A 19,865-nucleotide genomic window follows, 5' to 3' on the forward strand; every position below is an offset into this window, starting at 1 on the left:
CTCCCGCCATTCATGCCCGGCCGCTCCGCCTCACTTAGAGCCACTGTGTGGCTGAAATGTCATAGGTCGCGGAACTGTCCGCTGCTAGCCTTCCGCAGATTCTACGTAATATTTTTTGTGAGTAGGGGCGGAATAATGAAATCGGCATACACGGTCATCGCGTGCCTTTGCCTGGCGGCAACGTCAGCGCGTGCCGAGGTTTTTTCCATTAATGATGCATTACGTCAGGCGATGCTGACCAATCCGGGCGTGGGCGAGGCTTCGGCAAACCGGCGTGCGACCGAAAGCGAGCTGAGACAGACGCAGAGCACGCTGCTGCCGCAAGTGCGCGTCGACGCCAGCTACGGTCCGGAGAAATTCGATCAGCCGCCCGGCGTCATCAACACCGTGCAGACGCCGACCGTAGGTTCAGGCCCGTGGCGCAACGGCAGCCAGGAATCGGTGGTCGTGCGCCAGCTGCTGTGGGACGGCTTTTCGTCGATCTATGACGTCTGGCGCCAGACCGCGCGTGTCAATGCGGCGGCCTCGCGCGTCAAGGAACGGACCGAGCTGCTCGCCCTCGACGCCGCCGAAGGCTACATGGACGTCGTGCGCTATATCCGCCTGGTGAGCCTTGCCCAGCAGAACGTCGCCAATCACGAGAAGATCTTTGCAAACGTGAACTCCCGCTTCTCCGGCGGCCGGGCCGGCGAAGGCGACCTCGAGCAGGCACGGGAACGCGTCGAGGCCGCCCGTGCGGCGCTCGCGGAATTCCAGCGCAGCCTCGACGACGCGCGGGCGAAGTACCGCAAGGTCGTTGGGCTCGAGCCGATCAACGTTCGCTTCCCCGCCCCTCTCGGTGGATTGCCGAACAGCCGTGACGAAGCGCTGGCGACCACGCTGCGGTTCAATTCGACGATCGCCGCGGCCCAGTCCGACGCCGACGCCGCCAAGCATGCGTTCAAGGCGACCGATGGAACGTTCGGCCCGAAATTCTATCTCGAGGGCCGCGCGACCCACTACGACAATTCATTCCCCTACGTGACTGCCCCGGGCAACCCCGCCGTGACCCACGAGGATTACAGCGGCAAGGTGGTGATGTCATGGGACATCTTCCGCGGCGGCCAGGACGCCTGGAACAGGTCGGAGAAGGCCGAGCGCTACACCGAGGCCACCATGCGCCACGCCCGCTTGCAGCGCGACGCCTATGAATCGATCGACAAGGCGTGGAATGCCCGTACGATTACGGCCACGCGTATCTCGGCTCTGACGCGTCAGCTCGAAGCGGACCGCAAGACCATTGCTGCCTTCCAGAAGGAATACGAACTCGGCCAGCGCTCCCTGATCGACCTGCTGAACGCGCAGAACCAGTTCTTCAATGCGTCGGTCTCGCTTACCTCCGCCCGCAGCGTGGTCGTTTTCGCCGACTATCAGCTGCTGGCCGCGATGGGCACCTTGATCGAGTATCTGAAGGCTCCGCCCCCGGTCGATGCCGCGCCGACCGACATGCTGTCGATTGGCCTGCCGCGCTACTCGTTCCCCACCCTGCGCGTGAACCTGCCGCAAACCGGATCCGAGCCGCTGCACGCCGCCGTTCCGGCTCCCACTGCCGCTGCCCGCCCCGCCAAGGGCTACAGGGAGGACTATGCGGCAGCACAGCCGAAGGATACCGGCTTTGCGGACCGCTTCACCGGCTCGACGACGACCGCTTCGGTGCCCGGATCGGCGGAATGGATGCAGCAGCAGAAGAATGCGGCTGACGGTCCGAACGTCATTTACGCGGACCCGTCGGTCACGGCGAACGCCAGCTCCTATGCGTCGACCAAACCGCACTGGCTGCTGTCGGCCTTCCCGAGTTCCGCTCGATAGCAGCCGCTAGGCCAAGACCAAGCCGGGACCAGGACCAGGACTTCCGAAAGGGCCCCAAACGCGGCCCTTTCGATTCCCGTATTAATACTTAAAGCAAGTTTCGCTGATTTCGTTCGCTGTTTGTTGTAGTCTCCATGCAGATCTTCGAATGCGATTTCTGCATTTCCATTTTGGTTCTCGAGGTTTCAGTTGTTGTTTCGACCCCCCAGCGCGGCGGCTGATGCCGGCCGCTCCCCGTCAGATGATGCAACTTCAACGCCTGCCGCGACCAGCCGGCCGCGCACGCTGGGCGACGATCCCCTCACCGCATCGCTGACCTATCTCGCCGCGCATCACGGCCGCGCCGTGAGCCGCGAAGCGCTGCTCGGCGGACTTCCGATCACCGATGGACGACTGTCAGTTTCGCTCTATGACCGCGCCGCGCGACGGGCGGGCCTCGAGACCGAGGCCGTCAAGCGCGAGATTGCGGAGATTCCCGCGCTGGTGCTGCCGGCCGTCCTCATCATGAAGGACGGCTCCGCGCTCATCCTGCTCGGCGTCGACCCGGCGAACAAGTCGATCAAGATCGTCGACCCTGCGTCCCCGCGCACCCCGCGCGTCGCCGGCATCGCCTCGCTTGCTGCGGACTATACCGGCTACGCGTTTTTGGTGCGAAGCGCGGCGCAGGCCGATGCGCGTACCCTCGCCGCCGGAGACATCCCCCGGAACCACTGGTTCTGGTCGGTGGTGAAGGCGCATTGGCGCAGCTACGGACACATCGCGATCGCGGCCTTCCTGACCAACGTCCTCGCGCTCGCGACCCCGCTGTTCACGATGAGCGTCTATGACCGCGTCATCCCCAACGGCGCGATCCCCTCGCTGATCGCGCTCTCGATCGGCATGGGGCTCGGCATCGTGTTCGATTTCATCTTCCGCATGGTCCGCAGCCGCATGATCGACGTCACCGGCAAGACCATCGACGTCGTGCTCGCCGCCAACATCTTCGAGCATGTGATGGCCGTGAAGATGGCGCAGCGGCCGACCTCGGTCGGCATCATCGCCAATCAACTCCGCGACTTCGACTCGGTGCGCGAATTCTTCACCTCCGGCAGCGTGGTGTCGGCGACCGATCTGCTGTTTGCGATCCTGTTCGTCGGGGTGCTGTTCATCATCGCCGGGCCGCTGGCCTGGATTCCCCTGATCATGCTGCCGCTCGTCATGCTGGTCGGCTTCCTGCTGCAGCGCCCGCTCGACCGCGCGATGAAACGCCTGCAGGCTGAATCGGCCGCCCGGCACGGCGTGCTGGTCGAATCGCTGTCGAGCCTCGAAACCGTCCGCGCGACGGGCGCCGAGGCCCGCATGCAGACCTTGTGGGAGCGCTCGGTCGCGGCGACCGCCCGGTCCGGCGAGGACGTCCATTTCTGGTCGTCGATGTCGCTGACCAGCGCGAGCACTGCGCAGCAGATCACGAGCCTGCTGCTGGTCATCGTCGGCATCTTCCTGATCCTCGACGGCAAGCTGAGCGTCGGCGCGCTGGTCGCGGCCAACATGCTGGCCGGCCGCATCCTGGCGCCGATCGCCGGCATCGCCTCAGTCATCACCAAGGGAACGCAGACATTGTCGTCGCTCAAGGCGATCGACCGCATCATGTCGCTCGAGCGCGAACGGTCTCCGACCCGGTCCTATGTCGCGCGACGAATCGACGACGGCAAGGTCGCCTTCGAGAACGTCTCGTTCGCCTATCCCAACGCGCCGGGCAACGCGCTCGAGAAAGTCAGCTTCAGGATCGAGGGCGGAGAGAAAGTCGGCATCATCGGCCGGGTCGGATCCGGCAAGACCACGGTCGGCAGGCTGCTGCTCGGATTTTACGAGGCGAAGGAAGGCCGGATCATGGTCGACGGCGTCGACTCGCGCCAATATGATCCTTCGGACCTGCGCGCCGGTATCGGCTTTGCGATGCAGGACACCGACCTGTTCTACGGCAAGCTGCGCGACAACATCGCCCTTGGCAAGCCGGAGGCGACCGACGAGGAAATCCTGCTCGCCGCGCGGCTCTCCGGCGTCGAGAGCTTCATCGCCGGCCACCCAATGGGCTATGACATGCCGATCTCGGAAGGCGGCCGCAGCCTGTCGGGCGGCCAGAAGCAGGCTATCGGGCTCGCGCGCGTCCTGATCCGCAAGCCTCGCGTGCTGTTCCTCGACGAGCCGACGGCGCATTTCGATATTCGCAGCGAGCAGGAATTCCTCGAGCGCCTCAAGGGGCTGCGCGACGAGCGCATGACCATCATCATCTCGACCCATCGCCTGTCATTGCTCAACATGGTCGATCGCCTGCTGCTGTTCGACAATGGCCGCTTGGTGGCCGACGGCCCACGCGACAAGGTGCTCGCTTTGCTTCAGGGCAAGCCCGCGTCGACGCCGCCGTCGCCCGAGAATACGATCCAGCCGAAATCTGCGTAACGAGCGAATATTATGGCGTCTTCCGATTTTGCCTTTGCAAACGACATCCGGTCCGCGGCGCTGCTGCGCACGCCCCGCACCTCCCGCATGCTGCTGTGGACCTCCTGCGCGCTGCTGGCGACGTTTGTGGTCTGGGCGCACTTCGCCGTGCTCGACGAGGTCAAGCGCGGCAGCGGCCGCGTCGTACCGTCGCGGCAGATGCAGGTGGTGCAATCGCTCGAAGGCGGCATCGTCGGCGACATCCTGGTGCGCGAGGGCGACATCGTTCAGCAGGGCCAGTCCCTGATGCGCATCGACGACACCAAGTTCGCCTCCGAGTTCGGTGAGATCCGCGAGCGCCGCGCGGCGATGGCGGCGCGGGTGGCCCGCCTCGATGCCGAGGCGCGCGGCCGCAGCGAGCTCACCTTCCCGGACGATCTCGACAAGATGGTTCCCGCCGCCGTCGCGACTGAGACCAGCGTGTTCAAGATGCGGGGTCAGAAGGTCGCGCAGGACATCGACGTGCTCAACCAGCAGGTGACCCGCCTCACCGGCTCGCTGAAGCTCCTGGAACGCGAGCAGACCCTGACGCGCAAGCTCTATGAGCAGAAGGTGGTGCCCGAGATCGAGATGCTGCGGCTCGATCGGCAGGCCACCGAGATGAAGGGACAGCTGGCCGAAGCACAGTCGAAGATCGCCAACATCACCGCGTCGTTCCGTTCGCAGGCCGACGAGGATCTGGCCAAGTCGCGCGCCGACCTCGCCGTGCTCGACGAGAATATCAAATCGGCCCAGGACCGGGTGCGCCGCACCGACCTGAAGGCGCCGGTCCACGGCATCGTCAACAAATTGAACATCAGCACCATCGGTGCCGTCGTGCAGCCCGGCGCCAATCTGATGGATATCGTGCCGCTGGACGACACGCTGCTGGTGGAGGGACGGATCCGGCCGCAGGACATCGCCTTCATCCGTCCGGACCAGGACGCGGTGGTGAAGATCAGCGCCTATGATTCCTCGGTCTATGGATCCTTGAAGGGCAAGGTCGAACGCATCAGTGCCGACACCATCGTCGACGACAAGGCGGAGAAGACCGAACGGCAAGAGACGTTCTACCGGGTCATGGTGCGCACCGACAAGAACCATCTCGGCACCGAGCAGCATCCGCTGCCGATCATTCCGGGCATGGTGACCACGGTTGAGGTGCTGACCGGCGAAAAATCCGTGCTGGACTACATCGTGAAGCCGGCCCGGCTGCTGCGCGACGAGGCCCTGCGCGAACGTTGATCGGCGCCGGCGCGTGATTAACCGTTCATGACCTGCGGTCGTTCAATTTCGAACGAACCGGGAAACCCTGGATTGACCGCCTTTGCGACAATGCCGGGCGACGGCCCTCCACTTAACTCCGATTAAGCGGCCAAGACGCCAGTCTGCGTCCCGATAACAGCGGGGACGCAGATCGACGCACAGACGTTGACGGTCCCCGGCAGTGGGGACGTCATTATGAAGTCGGTGAAGTTGGCCGCGTCGGCGCTGATCGCCGTGGCCGCATTTTCAATAAGTCTTTGCACAGCGCCGTCAGCGTTCGCTGCCGACGAATTCTCCGTTGGCGCCTCTCTTGGCACCCCCGCCGGCGAGCTCGCAGCGGCGTCGGACGCCGCATCGAACCGCCCGCCAGCCACTTTCTTCACCATCAGCGACGTGCTGGCCAAGCTCGACCGGCAGCGCGGCCGCGGCCCGAACGCGCTTCGCACCGCCGCGCTGACGCCGACGAATACCGCGACCGACGCCTCGCCCGCCGCGAAGCCGCTGCCGCCTGAAGGCAGCGAGCCGTTCGGCCTGTTCACCTTCCGCGCACCGGGAGAACGGCCTGTGGCGCAAATGGCGCGGCCTCGAATCCGATCTGGCGAAGGAGCAGACCGTACTCGCGCAGTGCCGGGAGAATGCGACCGCCTGCCCGCCCAATGCCGCGCAGTTCCTCCGCCTGATCAATGCGGTCAAGTCCAAGTCCGGGCGCGACCGGCTGGATGAGGCCAACCGCGCCGTCAACCAGGCGATCCGCTATGTCAGCGACTTCGCCCAGCATGGCGAAGCCGACCGCTGGACCGCCCCGCTCGCCACCTTTGCGACCGGCAAGGGCGATTGCGAGGACTACGCAATCGCAAAATACATCGCGCTCAGCGAAGCCGGCTTCCCGCGCGAGGAGCTGCGCCTGGTGCTCGGCCGCGATCGCGCCATCCGGCAGGATCATGCCGTGCTGGCGGCGCGGCTCGACGGCCACTGGCTGATCCTGGACAGCCGCCGCTCCGAGCTGATCGACGACGGCGAGCTCGGCAACTTCACACCGATGTTTGCGATCAACGAGCACGGCGTCCAGCTGTTTGCGGCGCCTTACGCCAAGCGGCTGCCGCTCGGCGACGAGTTCGACGCCGCTCCCGCGGCCGCCAATGCGGCGGAGGCAGAATGGACCGGGGTGGAGCCGCTCGAGGCCGCAGACCCCGCTCCCGGGCTTCCTGCCCGTGCTGATGTAGCGACGCGAGCAAAAACAAACCCCGTCGAAAACTCGACGGGGTTTGCGGATCTTGTCAGGGCCGATCAGTAGACGTGAACGTTCGCCGCGGCCGGCACGCCGGTGCTGACGTGAGCAAGGTCGACCTTGTCGGTGCCGGTGCCGTTGGCCGAATACCATAGTTCCTGGGTCGCGGCATTGAACACGAACTCCTTGCCGGTACCGCCATTCCACGTCGCGGCGTTGGTCTCGTCGCCGGTATGGAAATTGGCGGCGGCGACGGTGGAGGCTTGGCCGATCGACAGGTTGTCGCCGAGGTTGACGAAGATCTGGTCGGACAGCGCGTTGAAGTTGTTGATGGTGTCGTGGCCGCCACCGTTCAGCTGCAGGACGAAGGTGTCGTTGCCGGAACCGCCGTTCAGAATGTCATTGCCGGGACCGCCATCGAGATAGTTGCCGCCGACGGTGAGGCCGGTCAGCGTATCGTTGCCGCTGCCGCCGAGAATGCCCTCGATCCCGCTATAGGTATCACCCTGCGCAGTGCCGCCCAAGCCGGTACCGCTCTGCAGGTTGACCGTGACTCCGGTCGTGTCGTCGCGGTAGTCGACGATGTCCGTGCCGGCGCCGCCAACAACGGTATCGGTGTGCGAGCTGGTCGCGATGACATCGGCGGTTGCGCCGCCCGTCAGCGCGAAGTTGCCGCTCCCATCGCCGGCGACGACGTGAATGCCCAAGGTGGACGACGTCGTATGATCGCCATCGCCGTCGGTCGCCACGATCCCGAACGACAGGTTCTGGTCGGACGGCAGAACCGTCTTCCCGATCTCCGCCGCGGTTAAGCGAATGGATTCGCCGGGTGTGCTTCCCGTGACCTGAAGGGAATTGAACGCGATCGTCGGATCGATCAGCAGATGCGTGCCTGTCGCGTCGACAAAAGCCGTTCCGGATTGTGTGATGTTATGGACGGTGTCGGTCGCAATCCATGTAACAGCGTCACCCGGATTGGCTGAATTAACACTGAAGTTCACAGAGTCCACGAGCTGCGGGTTCGAGTTGGGTAAATCATTCGTCCCGACCCCCGTACTTGGAACATGAAACTCCATCGTGAATGTTTCGCCAAAGTTGAGGAAGTTATTCGCAACGCCAAAGCCTTGCTGCGAAGAATTCACGTCATTGGGCGAAGAGAACTCAATGCTGCCATCGGCCAGTTCGACCCACGGTACGTGTCCACTGGTCAACCCCAATAGACTGTCGGTGACCGTCGACGACGCCTGCGGATGCAGCAGGTCGAACGTGTAGGTGCCGTCTTCGTATACCTTCAGATCGAACACCTGCGTCGCCCCAGCGGATGCGATCAGTTCGGAGCCGATCACATGACCACCGGCGTCGGTCAAATTGACCGTCGAATAGGTGATGCCGGCAATGGCCGGACCGGTCAGCGTGAAGCCGCCAAACCCGTCGGCGCCGAAGTTCACGGCGAAGGTGCCGTTTACCGAGCCGATGTCGTTCGGCAGCGTCCCGTTGACGAACGCGCCGAGCGTCGGGCCGTCGTCGAGGAAGCTGATGTGGCTGCTGATGTCGGCGGACGACGTTGCATGATCGCCGTCGGAGTCGGTCACGGTGACCGTCGCGCCGACCTTGCCGGCCGCCATCGTGAGAACGTCGTTCGGGTTGGTCGTGTCGTTCTGATGCAGCGAGAGGTATTCCGCCACATAGAGCTGACCGGTCGCTGGATCGATCGCGATCGCGAACGCCACCTTGCCGGTCAGGCTGGGGTTGGCGGCATCAGCGCCGACCGTACCGATGATCCGGCCGCTGGCATCAAGTGACAGCGTGATCGCCGTGCCATCCGTCAGAGTCAGACCGGACGCGGCATTGAGCACGCTCAGGGCGTAGACCGTGGTTCCCGCGCCATCCGCGCCGTAGCTGCCGCCGGTTGCCGTCAGGATGCTGGCGGCCCCCGTAGAGGCAAAGCTGAGCGCACCGTTGTCCAGCACCGCGGACGATACGTCGGTATCGGTGCCTGCGTTCGCGACGGTCGCAAACAGCCCGGCAACCGTATTCGCCGCGCCGTTGAACGCAATCGCGGTGGAGCCAAGAACGTCGCTCGCGCCACTGACCGTCTGGACGCCGGGCGTTTCGTCGACGCCCACCGTTGCCGCACTCACCGTCAGCGTCGGCGCCTTTGGGCCGTCGTCGCCGAACGAGATCTGGTGGCCGACGTCGATCGAGGCCGAGGCCGTGACCGTCTTGTCACCTTCGCTGTCGGTGGTGAACGCGCTTGCCTTCAGGTCGATCAGGTTGGCGGCCAGCTGCTTGACGTCGTTGATGTAGGACCCGCTGTAGGTATCGGTCTGCGAGTGATCGATCGTCTCGAACTGGGTCAGCGTCACGATGCCGGTGGTCAGGCCGACGCTCAGCGTGAACACCGTGTTGCCGGCGGTGATGCCGGCCTGGGTGGCCGAGGTCGAGCCGGTCACGATGCCCGTCACGCTGTCGAGATACAGATAGATCGTGCTGCCGGCATGGGTCAGCCCGCTGGGGCTACCATTGGCCACGCCGCTGTGCAGGGCGAGCGTGTAGTTGATCGTGGTCGCACCGGCGCCATCGGCACCATAGAGGTTGGTGTTGCTGATCGTGAACGCGCCCGAGAAGTTCTCGGTCGCGATCGTCGCCGACGCATTGGTGTCGTGGGAGTCCTGGGTGCCGGTGAAGTTGCCGCCGGCCAGGCCGCCGTCGAACGTCAGCAGCACCGGCGCGGTGAACGCCGCCAGCGTCACGGTCGGGGTCTGCGGGCCGTCGTCGCCGAACGAGATCTGGTGGCCGACGTCGATCGAGGCCGAGGCCGTGACCGTCTTGTCACCTTCGCTGTCGGTGGTGAACGCGCTTGCCTTCAGGTCGATCAGGTTGGCGGCCAGCTGCTTGACGTCGTTGATGTAGGACCCGCTGTAGGTATCGGTCTGCGAGTGATCGATCGTCTCGAACTGGGTCAGCGTCACGATGCCGGTGGTCAGGCCGACGCTCAGCGTGAACACCGTGTTGCCGGCGGTGATGCCGGCCTGGGTGGCCGAGGTCGAGCCGGTCACGATGCCCGTCACGCTGTCGAGATACAGATAGATCGTGCTGCCGGCATGGGTCAGCCCGCTGGGGCTACCATTGGCCACGCCGCTGTGCAGGGCGAGCGTGTAGTTGATCGTGGTCGCACCGGCGCCATCGGCACCATAGAGGTTGGTGTTGCTGATCGTGAACGCGCCCGAGAAGTTCTCGGTCGCGATCGTCGCCGACGCATTGGTGTCGTGGGAGTCCTGGGTGCCGGTGAAGTTGCCGCCGGCCAGGCCGCCGTCGAACGTCAGCAGCACCGGCGCGGTGAACGCCGCCAGCGTCACGGTCGGGGTCTGCGGGCCGTCGTCGCCGAACGAGATCTGGTGGCCGACGTCGATCGAGGCCGAGGCCGTGACCGTCTTGTCACCTTCGCTGTCGGTGGTGAACGCGCTTGCCTTCAGGTCGATCAGGTTGGCGGCCAGCTGCTTGACGTCGTTGATGTAGGACCCGCTGTAGGTATCGGTCTGCGAGTGGTCGATCGTCTCGAACTGGGTCAGCGTCACAATGCCGGTGGTGAGGCCGACACTGAGCGTGAATGCCGTGTTGCCCGCGGTGATGCCGGCCTGGGTGGCCGAGGTCGAGCCGGTCACGATGCCCGTCACGCTGTCGAGATACAGATAGATCGTGCTGCCGGCATGGGTCAGCCCGCTGGGGCTACCATTGGCCACCCCGCTGTGCAGGGCGAGCGTGTAGTTGATTGTGGTCGCACCGGCGCCATCGGCACCATAGAGGTTGGTGTTGCTGATCGTGAACGCGCCCGAGAAGTTCTCGGTCGCGATCGTTGCCGACGCATTGGTGTCGTGGGAATCCTGGGTGCCGGTGAAGTTGCCGCCGGCCAGGCCGCCGTCGAACGTCAGCAGCACCGGCGCGGTGAACGCCGCCAGCGTCACGGTCGGGGTCTGCGGGCCATCGTCGCCGAACGAGATCTGGTGGCCGACGTCGATCGAGGCCGAGGCCGTGACCGTCTTGTCACCTTCGCTGTCGGTGGTGAACGCGCTTGCCTTCAGGTCGATCAGGTTGGCGGCCAGCTGCTTGACGTCGTTGATGTAGGACCCGCTGTAGGTATCGGTCTGCGAGTGATCGATCGTCTCGAACTGGGTCAGCGTCACGATGCCGGTGGTCAGGCCGACGCTCAGCGTGAACACCGTGTTGCCGGCGGTGATGCCGGCCTGGGTGGCCGAGGTCGAGCCGGTCACGATGCCCGTCACGCTGTCGAGATACAGATAGATCGTGCTGCCGGCATGGGTCAGCCCGCTGGGGCTACCATTGGCCACGCCGCTGTGCAGGGCGAGCGTGTAGTTGATCGTGGTCGCACCGGCGCCATCGGCACCATAGAGGTTGGTGTTGCTGATCGTGAACGCGCCCGAGAAGTTCTCGGTCGCGATCGTCGCCGACGCATTGGTGTCGTGGGAGTCCTGGGTGCCGGTGAAGTTGCCGCCGGCCAGGCCGCCGTCGAACGTCAGCAGCACCGGCGCCGTGAACGCCGCCAGCGTCACGGTCGGGGTCTGCGGGCCGTCGTCGCCGAACGAGATCTGGTGGCCGACGTCGATCGAGGCCGAGGCCGTGACCGTCTTGTCACCTTCGCTGTCGGTGGTGAACGCGCTTGCCTTCAGGTCGATCAGGTTGGCGGCCAGCTGCTTGACGTCGTTGATGTAGGACCCGCTGTAGGTATCGGTCTGCGAGTGATCGATCGTCTCGAACTGGGTCAGCGTCACGATGCCGGTGGTCAGGCCGACGCTCAGCGTGAACACCGTGTTGCCGGCGGTGATGCCGCCTGCGGTGGCCGAGGTCGAGCCGGTGATCACACCGCCGACGTCGTACAGATAGATCGTGCTGCCGGCATGGGTCAGGCCGCTGCTGACGCCGTCGACCACACCGCTGTGGAAGCCCAGCGTGTAGTTGATCGTCGTTGCACCTGCACCGTCAGCGCCGTACAAATTGGTGTTGCCGATAGTGAACGCCCCGGAGAAGTCTTCGGTCGCGATCGTCGCCGACGCATTGGTGTCGTGGGAGTCCTGGGTGCCGGTGAAGTTGCCGCCGGCGAGACCGCCGTCGAACGTGAGCAGCACCGGCGCCCTGAATGCCGCCAGCGTCACCGTCGGGGTCTGTGGGCCGTCGTCGCCGAACTCGATTTGGTGCCCGACATCGATCGAGGCCGAGGCCGTGATTGTCTTATCGCCTTCGTGGTCCGTCGTAAACGCGCTCGCCGTCAGATCGACGAGGTTCGCAGCGATCTGCTTGATGTCGCTGATGTAGGACCCGCTGTAGGTGTCGGTCTGCGAGTGGTCGATCGACTCGAACTGGGTCAGCGTCACGATGCCGGTGGTCAGGCCGACGCTCAGCGTGAACACGGTGTTGCCGGCGGTGATGCTGCCCGCGGTGACCGAAGTTGAACCGGTGATCACACCGCCGACGTCGTACAGGTAGATCGTGCTGCCGGCATGGGTGAGGCCGCTGCTGACGCCGTCGACCACACCGCTGTGGAGACCCAGCGTGTAGTTGATCGTCGTCGCACCGGCACCATCGGCACCATAGAGGTTGGTGTTGCTGATGGTGAACGCGCCCGAGAAGTTCTCGGTTGCGATCGTCGCGGACGGATTGGTGTCGTGGGAGTCCTGGGTGCCGGTGAAGTTGCCGCCGGCCAGGCCTCCGTCGAACGTCAGCAGCACCGGCGCGGTGAACGCCGCCAGCGTCACCGTCGGGGTCTGCGGGCCGTCGTCGCCAAACTGGACCTGGTGGCCGACATCGATCGTGGCCGTCGCCGTGACCGACCTGTCACCCTCGCTATCTGTGACGAACCCGCTCGCCGTCAGGTCGATCAGGTTGGCGGCAAGCTGCTTGATGTCGTTGATGTAGGACCCACTGTAGGTATCGGTCTGCGAATGGTCGATCGACTCGAACTGGGTCAGCGTCACGATGCCGGTGGTCAGGCCCACGCTCAGCGTGAACACCGTGTTGCCGGCGGTGATGCCGCCCGCGGTGGCCGAGGTCGAACCGGTGATCACACCGCCGACGTCGTACAGGTAGATCGTGCTGCCGGCATGCGTGAGTCCGCTTGCGCTGCCGTCGGCGACGCCGGTGTGCAGAGCGAGCGTGTAACTGATGGTCGTGGACCCAGGTCCGTCCGCTCCGTACAGACTCGTGCTGCCAACTGCGAACGCGCCGGAGAAGTCTTCGGTCGCGACCGTCGCGGACGGATTGGTATCGTGCGAATCCTGGGTACCGGTAAAGTTGCCGCCGGCCAGGCCGCCATCGAACGTCAGCAGCACCGGTGCGTTGAACGCTCCCGGCGAAACCGTCGGCGCCTGCGGGCCGTCATCGCCGAACTGGATCTGGTGACCGACGTCAAAGGAGGCCGAAGCCGTAACCGTCTTGTCGCCTTCGCTGTCGGTGGTGAACGCGCTCGCGGTCAGGTCGATCAGATTCGCAGCAAGCTGCTTGACGTCGTTGATATACGAGCCGCTGTAGGTGTCGGTCTGCGAGTGATCGATCGACTCGAACTGGGTCAGCGTCACGATGCCGGTGGTCAGGCCGACGCTCAGCGTGAACACGGTGTTGCCGGCGGTGACGCCACCTGCCGTGGCCGAGGTCGAACCGGTGATCACACCGCCGACATCGTACAGGTAGATCGTGCTGCCGGCATGGGTCAGGCCGCTGGCGCTGCCATCGGCGACGCCGGCGTGGAAGCTGAGCGTGTAGTTGATCGTGGTCGCACCGGCGCCGTCAGCACCATAGAGGTTGGTGTTGCTGATGGTGAACGCACCCGAGAAGTCTTCGGTCGCGACCGTCGCCGACGCATTGGTGTCGTGGGAGTCCTGGGTGCCGGTGAAATTGCCGCCGGCGAGGCCGCCGTCAAACGTCAGCAGTACCGGCGCGGTGAACGCCGCAAGCGTCACGGTCGGGGTCTGCGGGCCGTCGTCGCCAAACTGGATCTGGTGGCCGACATCGACCGATGCCGACGCCGTAACCGTCTTGTCACCCTCGCTGTCGGTGGTGAATGCGCTCGCGGTCAGGTCGACCAGATTCGCTGCGATTTGCTTGATATCGCTGATGTACGAGCCGTTGTAAGTGTCGGTCTGCGAATGGTCGATCGACTCCAGCTGAGTCAGCGTCACAACGCCGGTGGTGAGATCTACGCTGAGCGTGAACGCGGTGTTGCCGGCGTTGATGCCGCCAGCGGTCGTGGAAGTCGAACCGGTGATGACGCCGCCGACGTCGTACAGGAAGATCGTGCTGCCGGCATGGGTCAGACCGCTGTCGACACCGTTAGCCACTCCGGCGTGGAAGCCCAGCGTGTAGTTGATCGTGGTCGCACCGGCGCCGTCAGCACCATAGAGGTTGGTGTTGCTGATGGTGAACGCACCCGAGAAGTTCTCGGTTGCGACCGTCGCCGACGCATTGGTGTCGTGGGAGTCCTGGGTGCCGGTGAAATTGCCGCCGGCGAGGCCGCCGTCGAACGTCAGCAGCACCGGCGCGGTAAACGCCGCCAGCGTGACGGTCGGGGTCTGCGGGCCGTCATCGCCGAACTGGATCTGGTGGCCGACATCGATCGAGGCCGAAGCCGTGACCGTCTTGTCACCCTCGCTGTCGGTGGTGAATGCGCTCGCGGTCAGGTCGACCAGGTTCGCTGCGATTTGCTTGATATCGCTGATGTACGAGCCGTTGTAAGTGTCGGTCTGCGAATGGTCGATCGACTCCAGCTGAGTCAGCGTCACAACGCCGGTGGTGAGATCTACGCTGAGCGTGAATGCTGTGTTGCCGGCGTTGATGCCGCCAGCGGTCGTGGAAGTCGAACCGGTGATGACGCCGCCGACGTCGTACAGGAAGATCGTGCTGCCGGCATGGGTCAGACCGCTGTCGACACCGTTAGCCACTCCGGCGTGGAAGCCCAGCGTGTAGTTGATCGTGGTCGCACCGGCTCCATCAGCACCGTAGATGTTGGTGTTGCCGATCGTGAACGCGGTGGAGAAGTCCTCGGTCGCGACCGTCGCCGACGCGTTGGTGTCGTGCGAGTCCTGGGTGCCGGTGAAATTGCCGCCGGCCAGACCGCCGTCGAACGTCAGCAGTTCTCCCGTTTTCAATCCCGAGAGCGTCACCGTCGGCGCCTTCGGACCGTCGTCGCCGAATTGAATGCTGCCGCCCAGATCGAGCACCGCCGAGATCGTGGCGGACGTATCGCCATCATTGTCGGTGGTAACGGCACTTGCCTTCAGATCGACCAGGTTCGCAGCCAGCGACTTGATGTCATTGATGTACGAGCCGTTGTAAGTATCCGTGTGCGTGTGATCGATCGACTCGAACTGGGTCAGTGTCAAGATGCCGGTGGTGGGGCCTACGCTCAGCGTAAACACCGTGTTGCCGGCGGTGATGCCGCCTGCGGTGGCCGAGGTCGAGCCGGTGATCACACCGCCGATATCGTAGAGGAAGATCGTACTGCCGGCATGCGTGAGTCCGCTGGCGCTGCCGTCGACTACGCCGGCGTGCAGGCCGAGCGTGTAGCTGATCGCCGTCGTACCGCCGTCGGCACCGGCAGCGTCCAAATTGCCGAACGTGAACGCACCGGAGAAGTTCTCCGTCGCGACGGTTGCCGAGGCATTGGTGTCGTGCACGTTCTGCACGCCGACGAAGTTACCGCCGGCCAGACCGCCGTCGAATGTCAGCAGTTCGCCCGGATTCGCCCCAGACAGCGTCACCGTCGGATTGAGCGGACCGTCGTCCAAGATCGTCAGATGCGAACCGACATCAGCGGTCGCGGTTGCCGTCTGGTTGAAGTTATCGGTCACCGTCGCCGTGACCGTGATCAACCCGGACGCCAGCGTGATTCCTTCGTTCGAGTTGCCGGGCGTGTTCTCGTGCACGCTGCGCAGATCGGTCAGCGTGATGTGGCCGGTGGAATCAACCGAGACCGTGAAATCGGCCAGACCGGTCGCCGCAGTCCCGGCGTTCGTGCCCTCCCGGCCCACGACCTGGCCGTTCTCTAGGAACAGGTAGACGTGATTGCCGGTTTGGGAATCGATCAATCCGGAATCCGCTCCGGGCGCGCTGATCGACAGCGTGAAGGTCAACGACTGCTGGCCGCCCGCCGCAGTGATCGAGAACGGCATGAGCCCGGTCGCGACGGTCGATCCCGCCGGAAGTTGTCCCGAGCCGGCGATCCCGTTGGTGGCAACCGTGAGGAAGCTCTCATCTACGGTCAGGCCCGGCGCGGTGCCCAGGGAAATGGTGGGCTTGTCGGGCGTGGTAGGCTGCGTCTCCACGAACCCGGTCGGCGGCGGAGTGAACGGCAGAGGCGGCCGCTCTTCCGGCAGAGCCAACGTATTGAGAGGCGGCGGGGCCAGCGGATCAACTGCAAACGGGCTGAAGTTCGCACCGCTCGCCTGCGCATTGCCGTTCGAGTTACCGCCATTGTCGGCCGCGGGCAACACCGAGCCATCCGTGCTGATCGGGAACAGGCTTGCGAATTCCTGCACCGAGACGTCGCGACCGGGCGCCATCTCGATCGTGATGTTGTTCTGGTGATCCGCGCGGGAGTCGAAGAACGGCTCGACCGTGACGGTCGACTGGTTGTCGAACAGGATGATCAGCTTTTCGCCGATATGAACCAGCGTGATCTTCTCCTTGGCGATCGCCGAGAAGTCGACCTTCACTTTCTGGTCGTATCCGAGGTTGACGACCACCGCTTGATCGGTCAGCGGCTTGGTCAGCGTGTAAATTCGTACGGGAGCCGAATTGGTAGAATTGCCGGTGCCGGTAGCCTGAGCGACCTGAAACGAACCCTGCATTATCAACTCCGCATAAAGCGTTTAGAGGAAAAATTGTAGAAAAATTTAGTTTTAGGCTATTGTTAACCCTCCCCCCGGTCAAGAAATGTATTTGGTTAATCAATGCTTTCCCTGCGAGTGTGGTAAAGATCGAACAGGTCGCAGCTGGAAGAACAACGGCTTAGCCAATTTGGCTTGGCCGAAAGTCGATATTGGCCGACGCGGCTCTATTGCATGTTGCCGGTGATTTGGAGTGGTCGATGCGGGTGATTCTTCTGGGATGCGCCGCGGTTTTACTTGGCGGCATGGCCGGCGCGGCATGTGCGCAAGCGCCGACACCAACGCCCGTCCCACAGGAGACCACGGTCGAACGCCAGGTCCGGACCCTGGCCAACCGGGACACCCAAATCGGCATTTATCTCAATGTATTACCTGACTGCACGTCGGGGCCATTGCCAACCATCAGGCTGGTCACGCCCCCCACTGCCGGAAAAGTCGTGGTGAAGACGGCAAAAGCCAAGGCCACCAATTACAAGGCCTGCCTGGCGCTCGAGGTGCCGGCCTATGTCGCCTTCTACAAGGCGCCGCCCGAATTCCTCGGCGACGACGCCCTGACCATCGAAGTCAAGTACCAGGGCGGCCGTACCGAAATTCAGAAGATCACTGTCAAGGTGAGCGGGCCGGGCAACCAGCAGAAGATCTGACGGCACAGCGTTAGGAGCATGATCCGGAAACCGGTTTTCCCTCGCGACAAACGCGTTTGCGCGGAGATCATGCTCAAACAAAGAGATGAGATCATGATGCGATTCCGTGGAAACGCATCATGATCTAGAGCGGATCGCCCTCAGCAGTCTCCTGCTCCAGCTCGCGCGAAACGTCGCTCGATGCAGCAGCGGCGGGCTGGCCAAGCTGCGCCCTGTCCTCATGGCAATCGCTGATCCGGCGGGCGACCACCCGGTCCATCCGCGGCGCCTGACCGTGGACCTGGTTGACCTCAGTGTAGGCCTCATCGCTCAGAACGGTAATGACGGTGGAGACCGGCCCCATGTAGTCGCAGCGGTTGGAGAAGATGTACTTGTTGCTGATCTTTTCCGGCCTCGATGAATGGCAGTTTCCGATCGACGGTGACGAGAATGTCGCCTTCATCGACTGGGTCGGGTCGACACAGCGGGTCATTTCGCGCTCGAGCAGCTTCTGACGTCCGTTCGACGGCGACACCAGCTCCATCGTCCGCACGAAAAGCCACATGCCTTTGCGGAAGGTCGGCCCGTTGAAGCTCTCGTCGGCCAGGGCGCTCTGCGGCGCAAGCAAGGACACGGCGAGCGCGATCACCGCGCCAAGCGCGCATGCGCAGACCTTCGACTGCCCGAAGTCCTCACGCGATACCATGTGTTGAATCCTTAATCGGCCGCACGATGCGCTTCGCGTGACTTCGCCTTGAAGCACGCCCAACCTGACGTCATTTCAGAATACTTCGCGTTAAGGTCAGGTAAACGCTCGCCCTTTTGGTTGCGACTCTCCACCGTCAAAGGCGAGGCACCGGCGGCCAAAGCCGAGCCTTCAGCGCGCCGATACCGAGCCGGCCGCTCCTGATCTCCAGCTACTGCTGCAGGCGCCCGGCGGCCGACTTTTCGGGACTGGCGGCCGTCCCATCGTCGCAGTCGCCGATCCTGGTCGCGACGACCATGTCGGTCCTCGGATGCTCGCCGGTGCTGACCTCATTCAGCTCGGTATAGGCCTCGTCGCTGCGCACCGTGATGACGGTGCTGACCGCTCCCATGTAATCGCATCGGTGTCCGAAGGTGTATTGATTGCCGACCTTTTCAGGCTTGTCGGAGACGCAGCTTCCGACCGGATCCGGCGAAAAGGTCGCCTTCATCGCGAAGGTGGGGTCGACGCAGCGCGTCGTTTCCGCGTTCACCACGCGATACTTGAAATTCTTGTTGGCGGTCCTGACGACGTCGAGCGTTCGGATGAAGCGCCACAAGCCCTTGCGGAAGCTCGGCCCGGAAAACGATTGATCGCCCTGCGCTGCCGCGGCCCGGCCGTTCGGGGCTTGAAGAGCTGGCGTCTGCGCCTGAGCCGACAGCGCAGACGTCGAGACCATCATCACGGTCAGGAGCGAACCTGCGATTGCATCACGGAAGTCCATTCCCACCCCCGATGTTCGCGCGGCCCCGTTCGCGATGCGACCCGGTCAGGCGCTGAAAGCAGTCCCTGCGAAACGACTCAAATACCTCCCACCACTTGCAGGCCAATTGTGGCCAGTAAAGGCATGTTGTCGCGGCCGGACAGCCTTCCGCTCAATTCCGTTCCAGTGCAGCAAACCTGCAACACCCAGCGCACGACCCCTCTGCCGACCGCTGTCGCAGGTTTGACCTTGGAGGCTTTTTTTGCTCATTTAGCGCGAGATATTTTTTCTCAATTACTTAGCCTATCGCTGGACGAGGGGGCACTGATGCGTATTCGAATTGGCTACATGGTCGCGGGAATTCTGGCTTTGGGTGCAGCCCTGTCGGGCAATTCCCGGCCGGCGGCGGCCGCGGATCTCGGCCTGATCACCAAGGCACCGGTCGGCACCTGCACCGAGATCGTCTTCACCTGCGAGAATGGCCATCACTATCCGCTGTGCCCGCACGCCGTGTCGGTCGAGGGCGAAGTGGTCACCGCCTCGCTGCTGACCGGTCGTGGCGGCATCCATGTGCGGCACGTTCCGATGGGCGTCGGCTATCGCTATGCCGGCCGCGGCATCTGGCTGGACGGTTTCCGGGAAAACGCGCTGCTCAACTTCGGCAAGCACCAGCAGGTCGCCTGCACCATCGCGCACTCATAAGAACATGTGCTTCTGCGTCGCTCCGATTGGCGTGACGCAGAGCTCTTCAAGTCGCGAGGTTGCTGCTCACCCCTTGGAGTGGAGCACGACGCGCGACGAGCGCGAGAACATATAAGCCTTCGGATAGACGTAGACCGGGCAGTAGTCCTGCCACTGGTACAGCTGCCAATTCCATTTCCAGCAGCCTGATTCGATCTGAGGCTCCTGCACGAAGTCCAGCCGGTACGGCGGATCACCAAACGGGTAGACCTCGCCAGATTTCGCCGCCGTCGACGACAGCACGACGATTGAAGCGGCCGCGGCAATGATCACAGAAAATGACTTGTTCATAACGCCCCTCGATCGAATGACGTGACGTGCGAGAGTGCCAAATCCACCGGTCCTTATCAAGGTGCCG

General features: G+C 63.8%; 11 protein-coding genes and 1 pseudogene. 7 read left to right on the top strand and 5 right to left on the bottom strand.

Annotated features, from left to right (window positions below; genetic code table 11):
- Window positions 1–231: 231 nt before the first annotated feature.
- The 3 genes from ACVIW0_RS23565 to ACVIW0_RS23575 all read left to right on the top strand — a co-directional run bounded on the left by ACVIW0_RS23565 (window position 232) and on the right by ACVIW0_RS23575 (window position 5,550).
- On the top strand, window positions 232–1,848 hold the full coding sequence (locus tag ACVIW0_RS23565) for a TolC family outer membrane protein (protein WP_461354510.1): 1,617 nt from the start codon (window positions 232–234) through the stop codon (window positions 1,846–1,848).
- Between the two features lie 285 nt (window positions 1,849–2,133).
- Window positions 2,134–4,287 (top strand): type I secretion system permease/ATPase, encoded by a 2,154-nt coding sequence (locus ACVIW0_RS23570; RefSeq protein WP_461357407.1) that lies wholly within the window; start codon window positions 2,134–2,136, stop codon window positions 4,285–4,287.
- A 12-nt stretch (window positions 4,288–4,299) separates the two neighbouring features.
- Window positions 4,300–5,550: an HlyD family type I secretion periplasmic adaptor subunit gene (locus ACVIW0_RS23575; RefSeq protein WP_461354511.1), complete on the top strand. Its 1,251-nt coding sequence runs from the start codon at window positions 4,300–4,302 to the stop codon at window positions 5,548–5,550.
- A 122-nt stretch (window positions 5,551–5,672) separates the two neighbouring features.
- Here the strand turns inward: ACVIW0_RS23575 and ACVIW0_RS23580 are convergent, their stop codons facing one another.
- The gene (locus ACVIW0_RS23580; RefSeq protein WP_461354512.1) at window positions 5,673–6,110 is read right to left on the bottom strand and encodes a hypothetical protein; all 438 of its coding nucleotides are present in this window, start codon (window positions 6,108–6,110) and stop codon (window positions 5,673–5,675) included.
- A 140-nt stretch (window positions 6,111–6,250) separates the two neighbouring features.
- Between ACVIW0_RS23580 and ACVIW0_RS23585 the strand changes: the two are divergent.
- Together ACVIW0_RS23585 and ACVIW0_RS23590 are read left to right on the top strand one after the other, a co-directional pair.
- Window positions 6,251–6,517: pseudogene (locus tag ACVIW0_RS23585) on the top strand (transglutaminase-like cysteine peptidase); the annotation flags it as partial.
- Window positions 6,518–6,865: a hypothetical protein gene (locus ACVIW0_RS23590; RefSeq protein WP_461354513.1), complete on the top strand. Its 348-nt coding sequence runs from the start codon at window positions 6,518–6,520 to the stop codon at window positions 6,863–6,865. It begins immediately after the preceding pseudogene.
- On the opposite strand, the gene ACVIW0_RS23595 is transcribed toward ACVIW0_RS23590, so the two are convergent.
- Entirely contained in the window at window positions 6,859–16,656 is a 9,798-nt protein-coding gene (locus ACVIW0_RS23595) for a DUF5801 repeats-in-toxin domain-containing protein (protein ID WP_461354514.1), read from the bottom strand. The two genes, ACVIW0_RS23590 and ACVIW0_RS23595, sit on opposite strands and share 7 nt — an antisense overlap.
- 239 nt (window positions 16,657–16,895) lie before the next feature.
- Between ACVIW0_RS23595 and ACVIW0_RS23600 the strand changes: the two genes are divergently transcribed.
- Entirely contained in the window at window positions 16,896–17,339 is a 444-nt protein-coding gene (locus tag ACVIW0_RS23600) for a hypothetical protein (protein WP_461354515.1), read from the top strand.
- A gap of 124 nt (window positions 17,340–17,463) precedes the next feature.
- On the opposite strand, the gene ACVIW0_RS23605 is transcribed toward ACVIW0_RS23600, so the two are convergent.
- Complete coding sequence (locus tag ACVIW0_RS23605; RefSeq protein WP_461354516.1) at window positions 17,464–18,024, bottom strand: hypothetical protein; 561 nt, start codon at window positions 18,022–18,024, stop codon at window positions 17,464–17,466.
- A 211-nt stretch (window positions 18,025–18,235) separates the two neighbouring features.
- The gene (locus ACVIW0_RS23610) at window positions 18,236–18,787 is read right to left on the bottom strand and encodes a hypothetical protein (RefSeq protein ID WP_461354517.1); all 552 of its coding nucleotides are present in this window, start codon (window positions 18,785–18,787) and stop codon (window positions 18,236–18,238) included.
- Between the two features lie 306 nt (window positions 18,788–19,093).
- Between ACVIW0_RS23610 and ACVIW0_RS23615 the strand changes: the two genes are divergently transcribed.
- Window positions 19,094–19,468 carry a hypothetical protein gene (locus tag ACVIW0_RS23615; protein WP_461354518.1) on the top strand — a complete coding sequence of 125 codons (375 nt, stop codon included), beginning with the start codon at window positions 19,094–19,096 and terminating at the stop codon, window positions 19,466–19,468.
- A gap of 66 nt (window positions 19,469–19,534) precedes the next feature.
- On the opposite strand, the gene ACVIW0_RS23620 is transcribed toward ACVIW0_RS23615, so the two are convergent.
- Window positions 19,535–19,798 (bottom strand): hypothetical protein, encoded by a 264-nt coding sequence (locus ACVIW0_RS23620; RefSeq protein ID WP_461354519.1) that lies wholly within the window; start codon window positions 19,796–19,798, stop codon window positions 19,535–19,537.
- Between the last annotated feature and the right edge of the window lie 67 nt (window positions 19,799–19,865).

The sequence above is a fragment of the Bradyrhizobium sp. USDA 4454 genome (genome assembly GCF_054822705.1).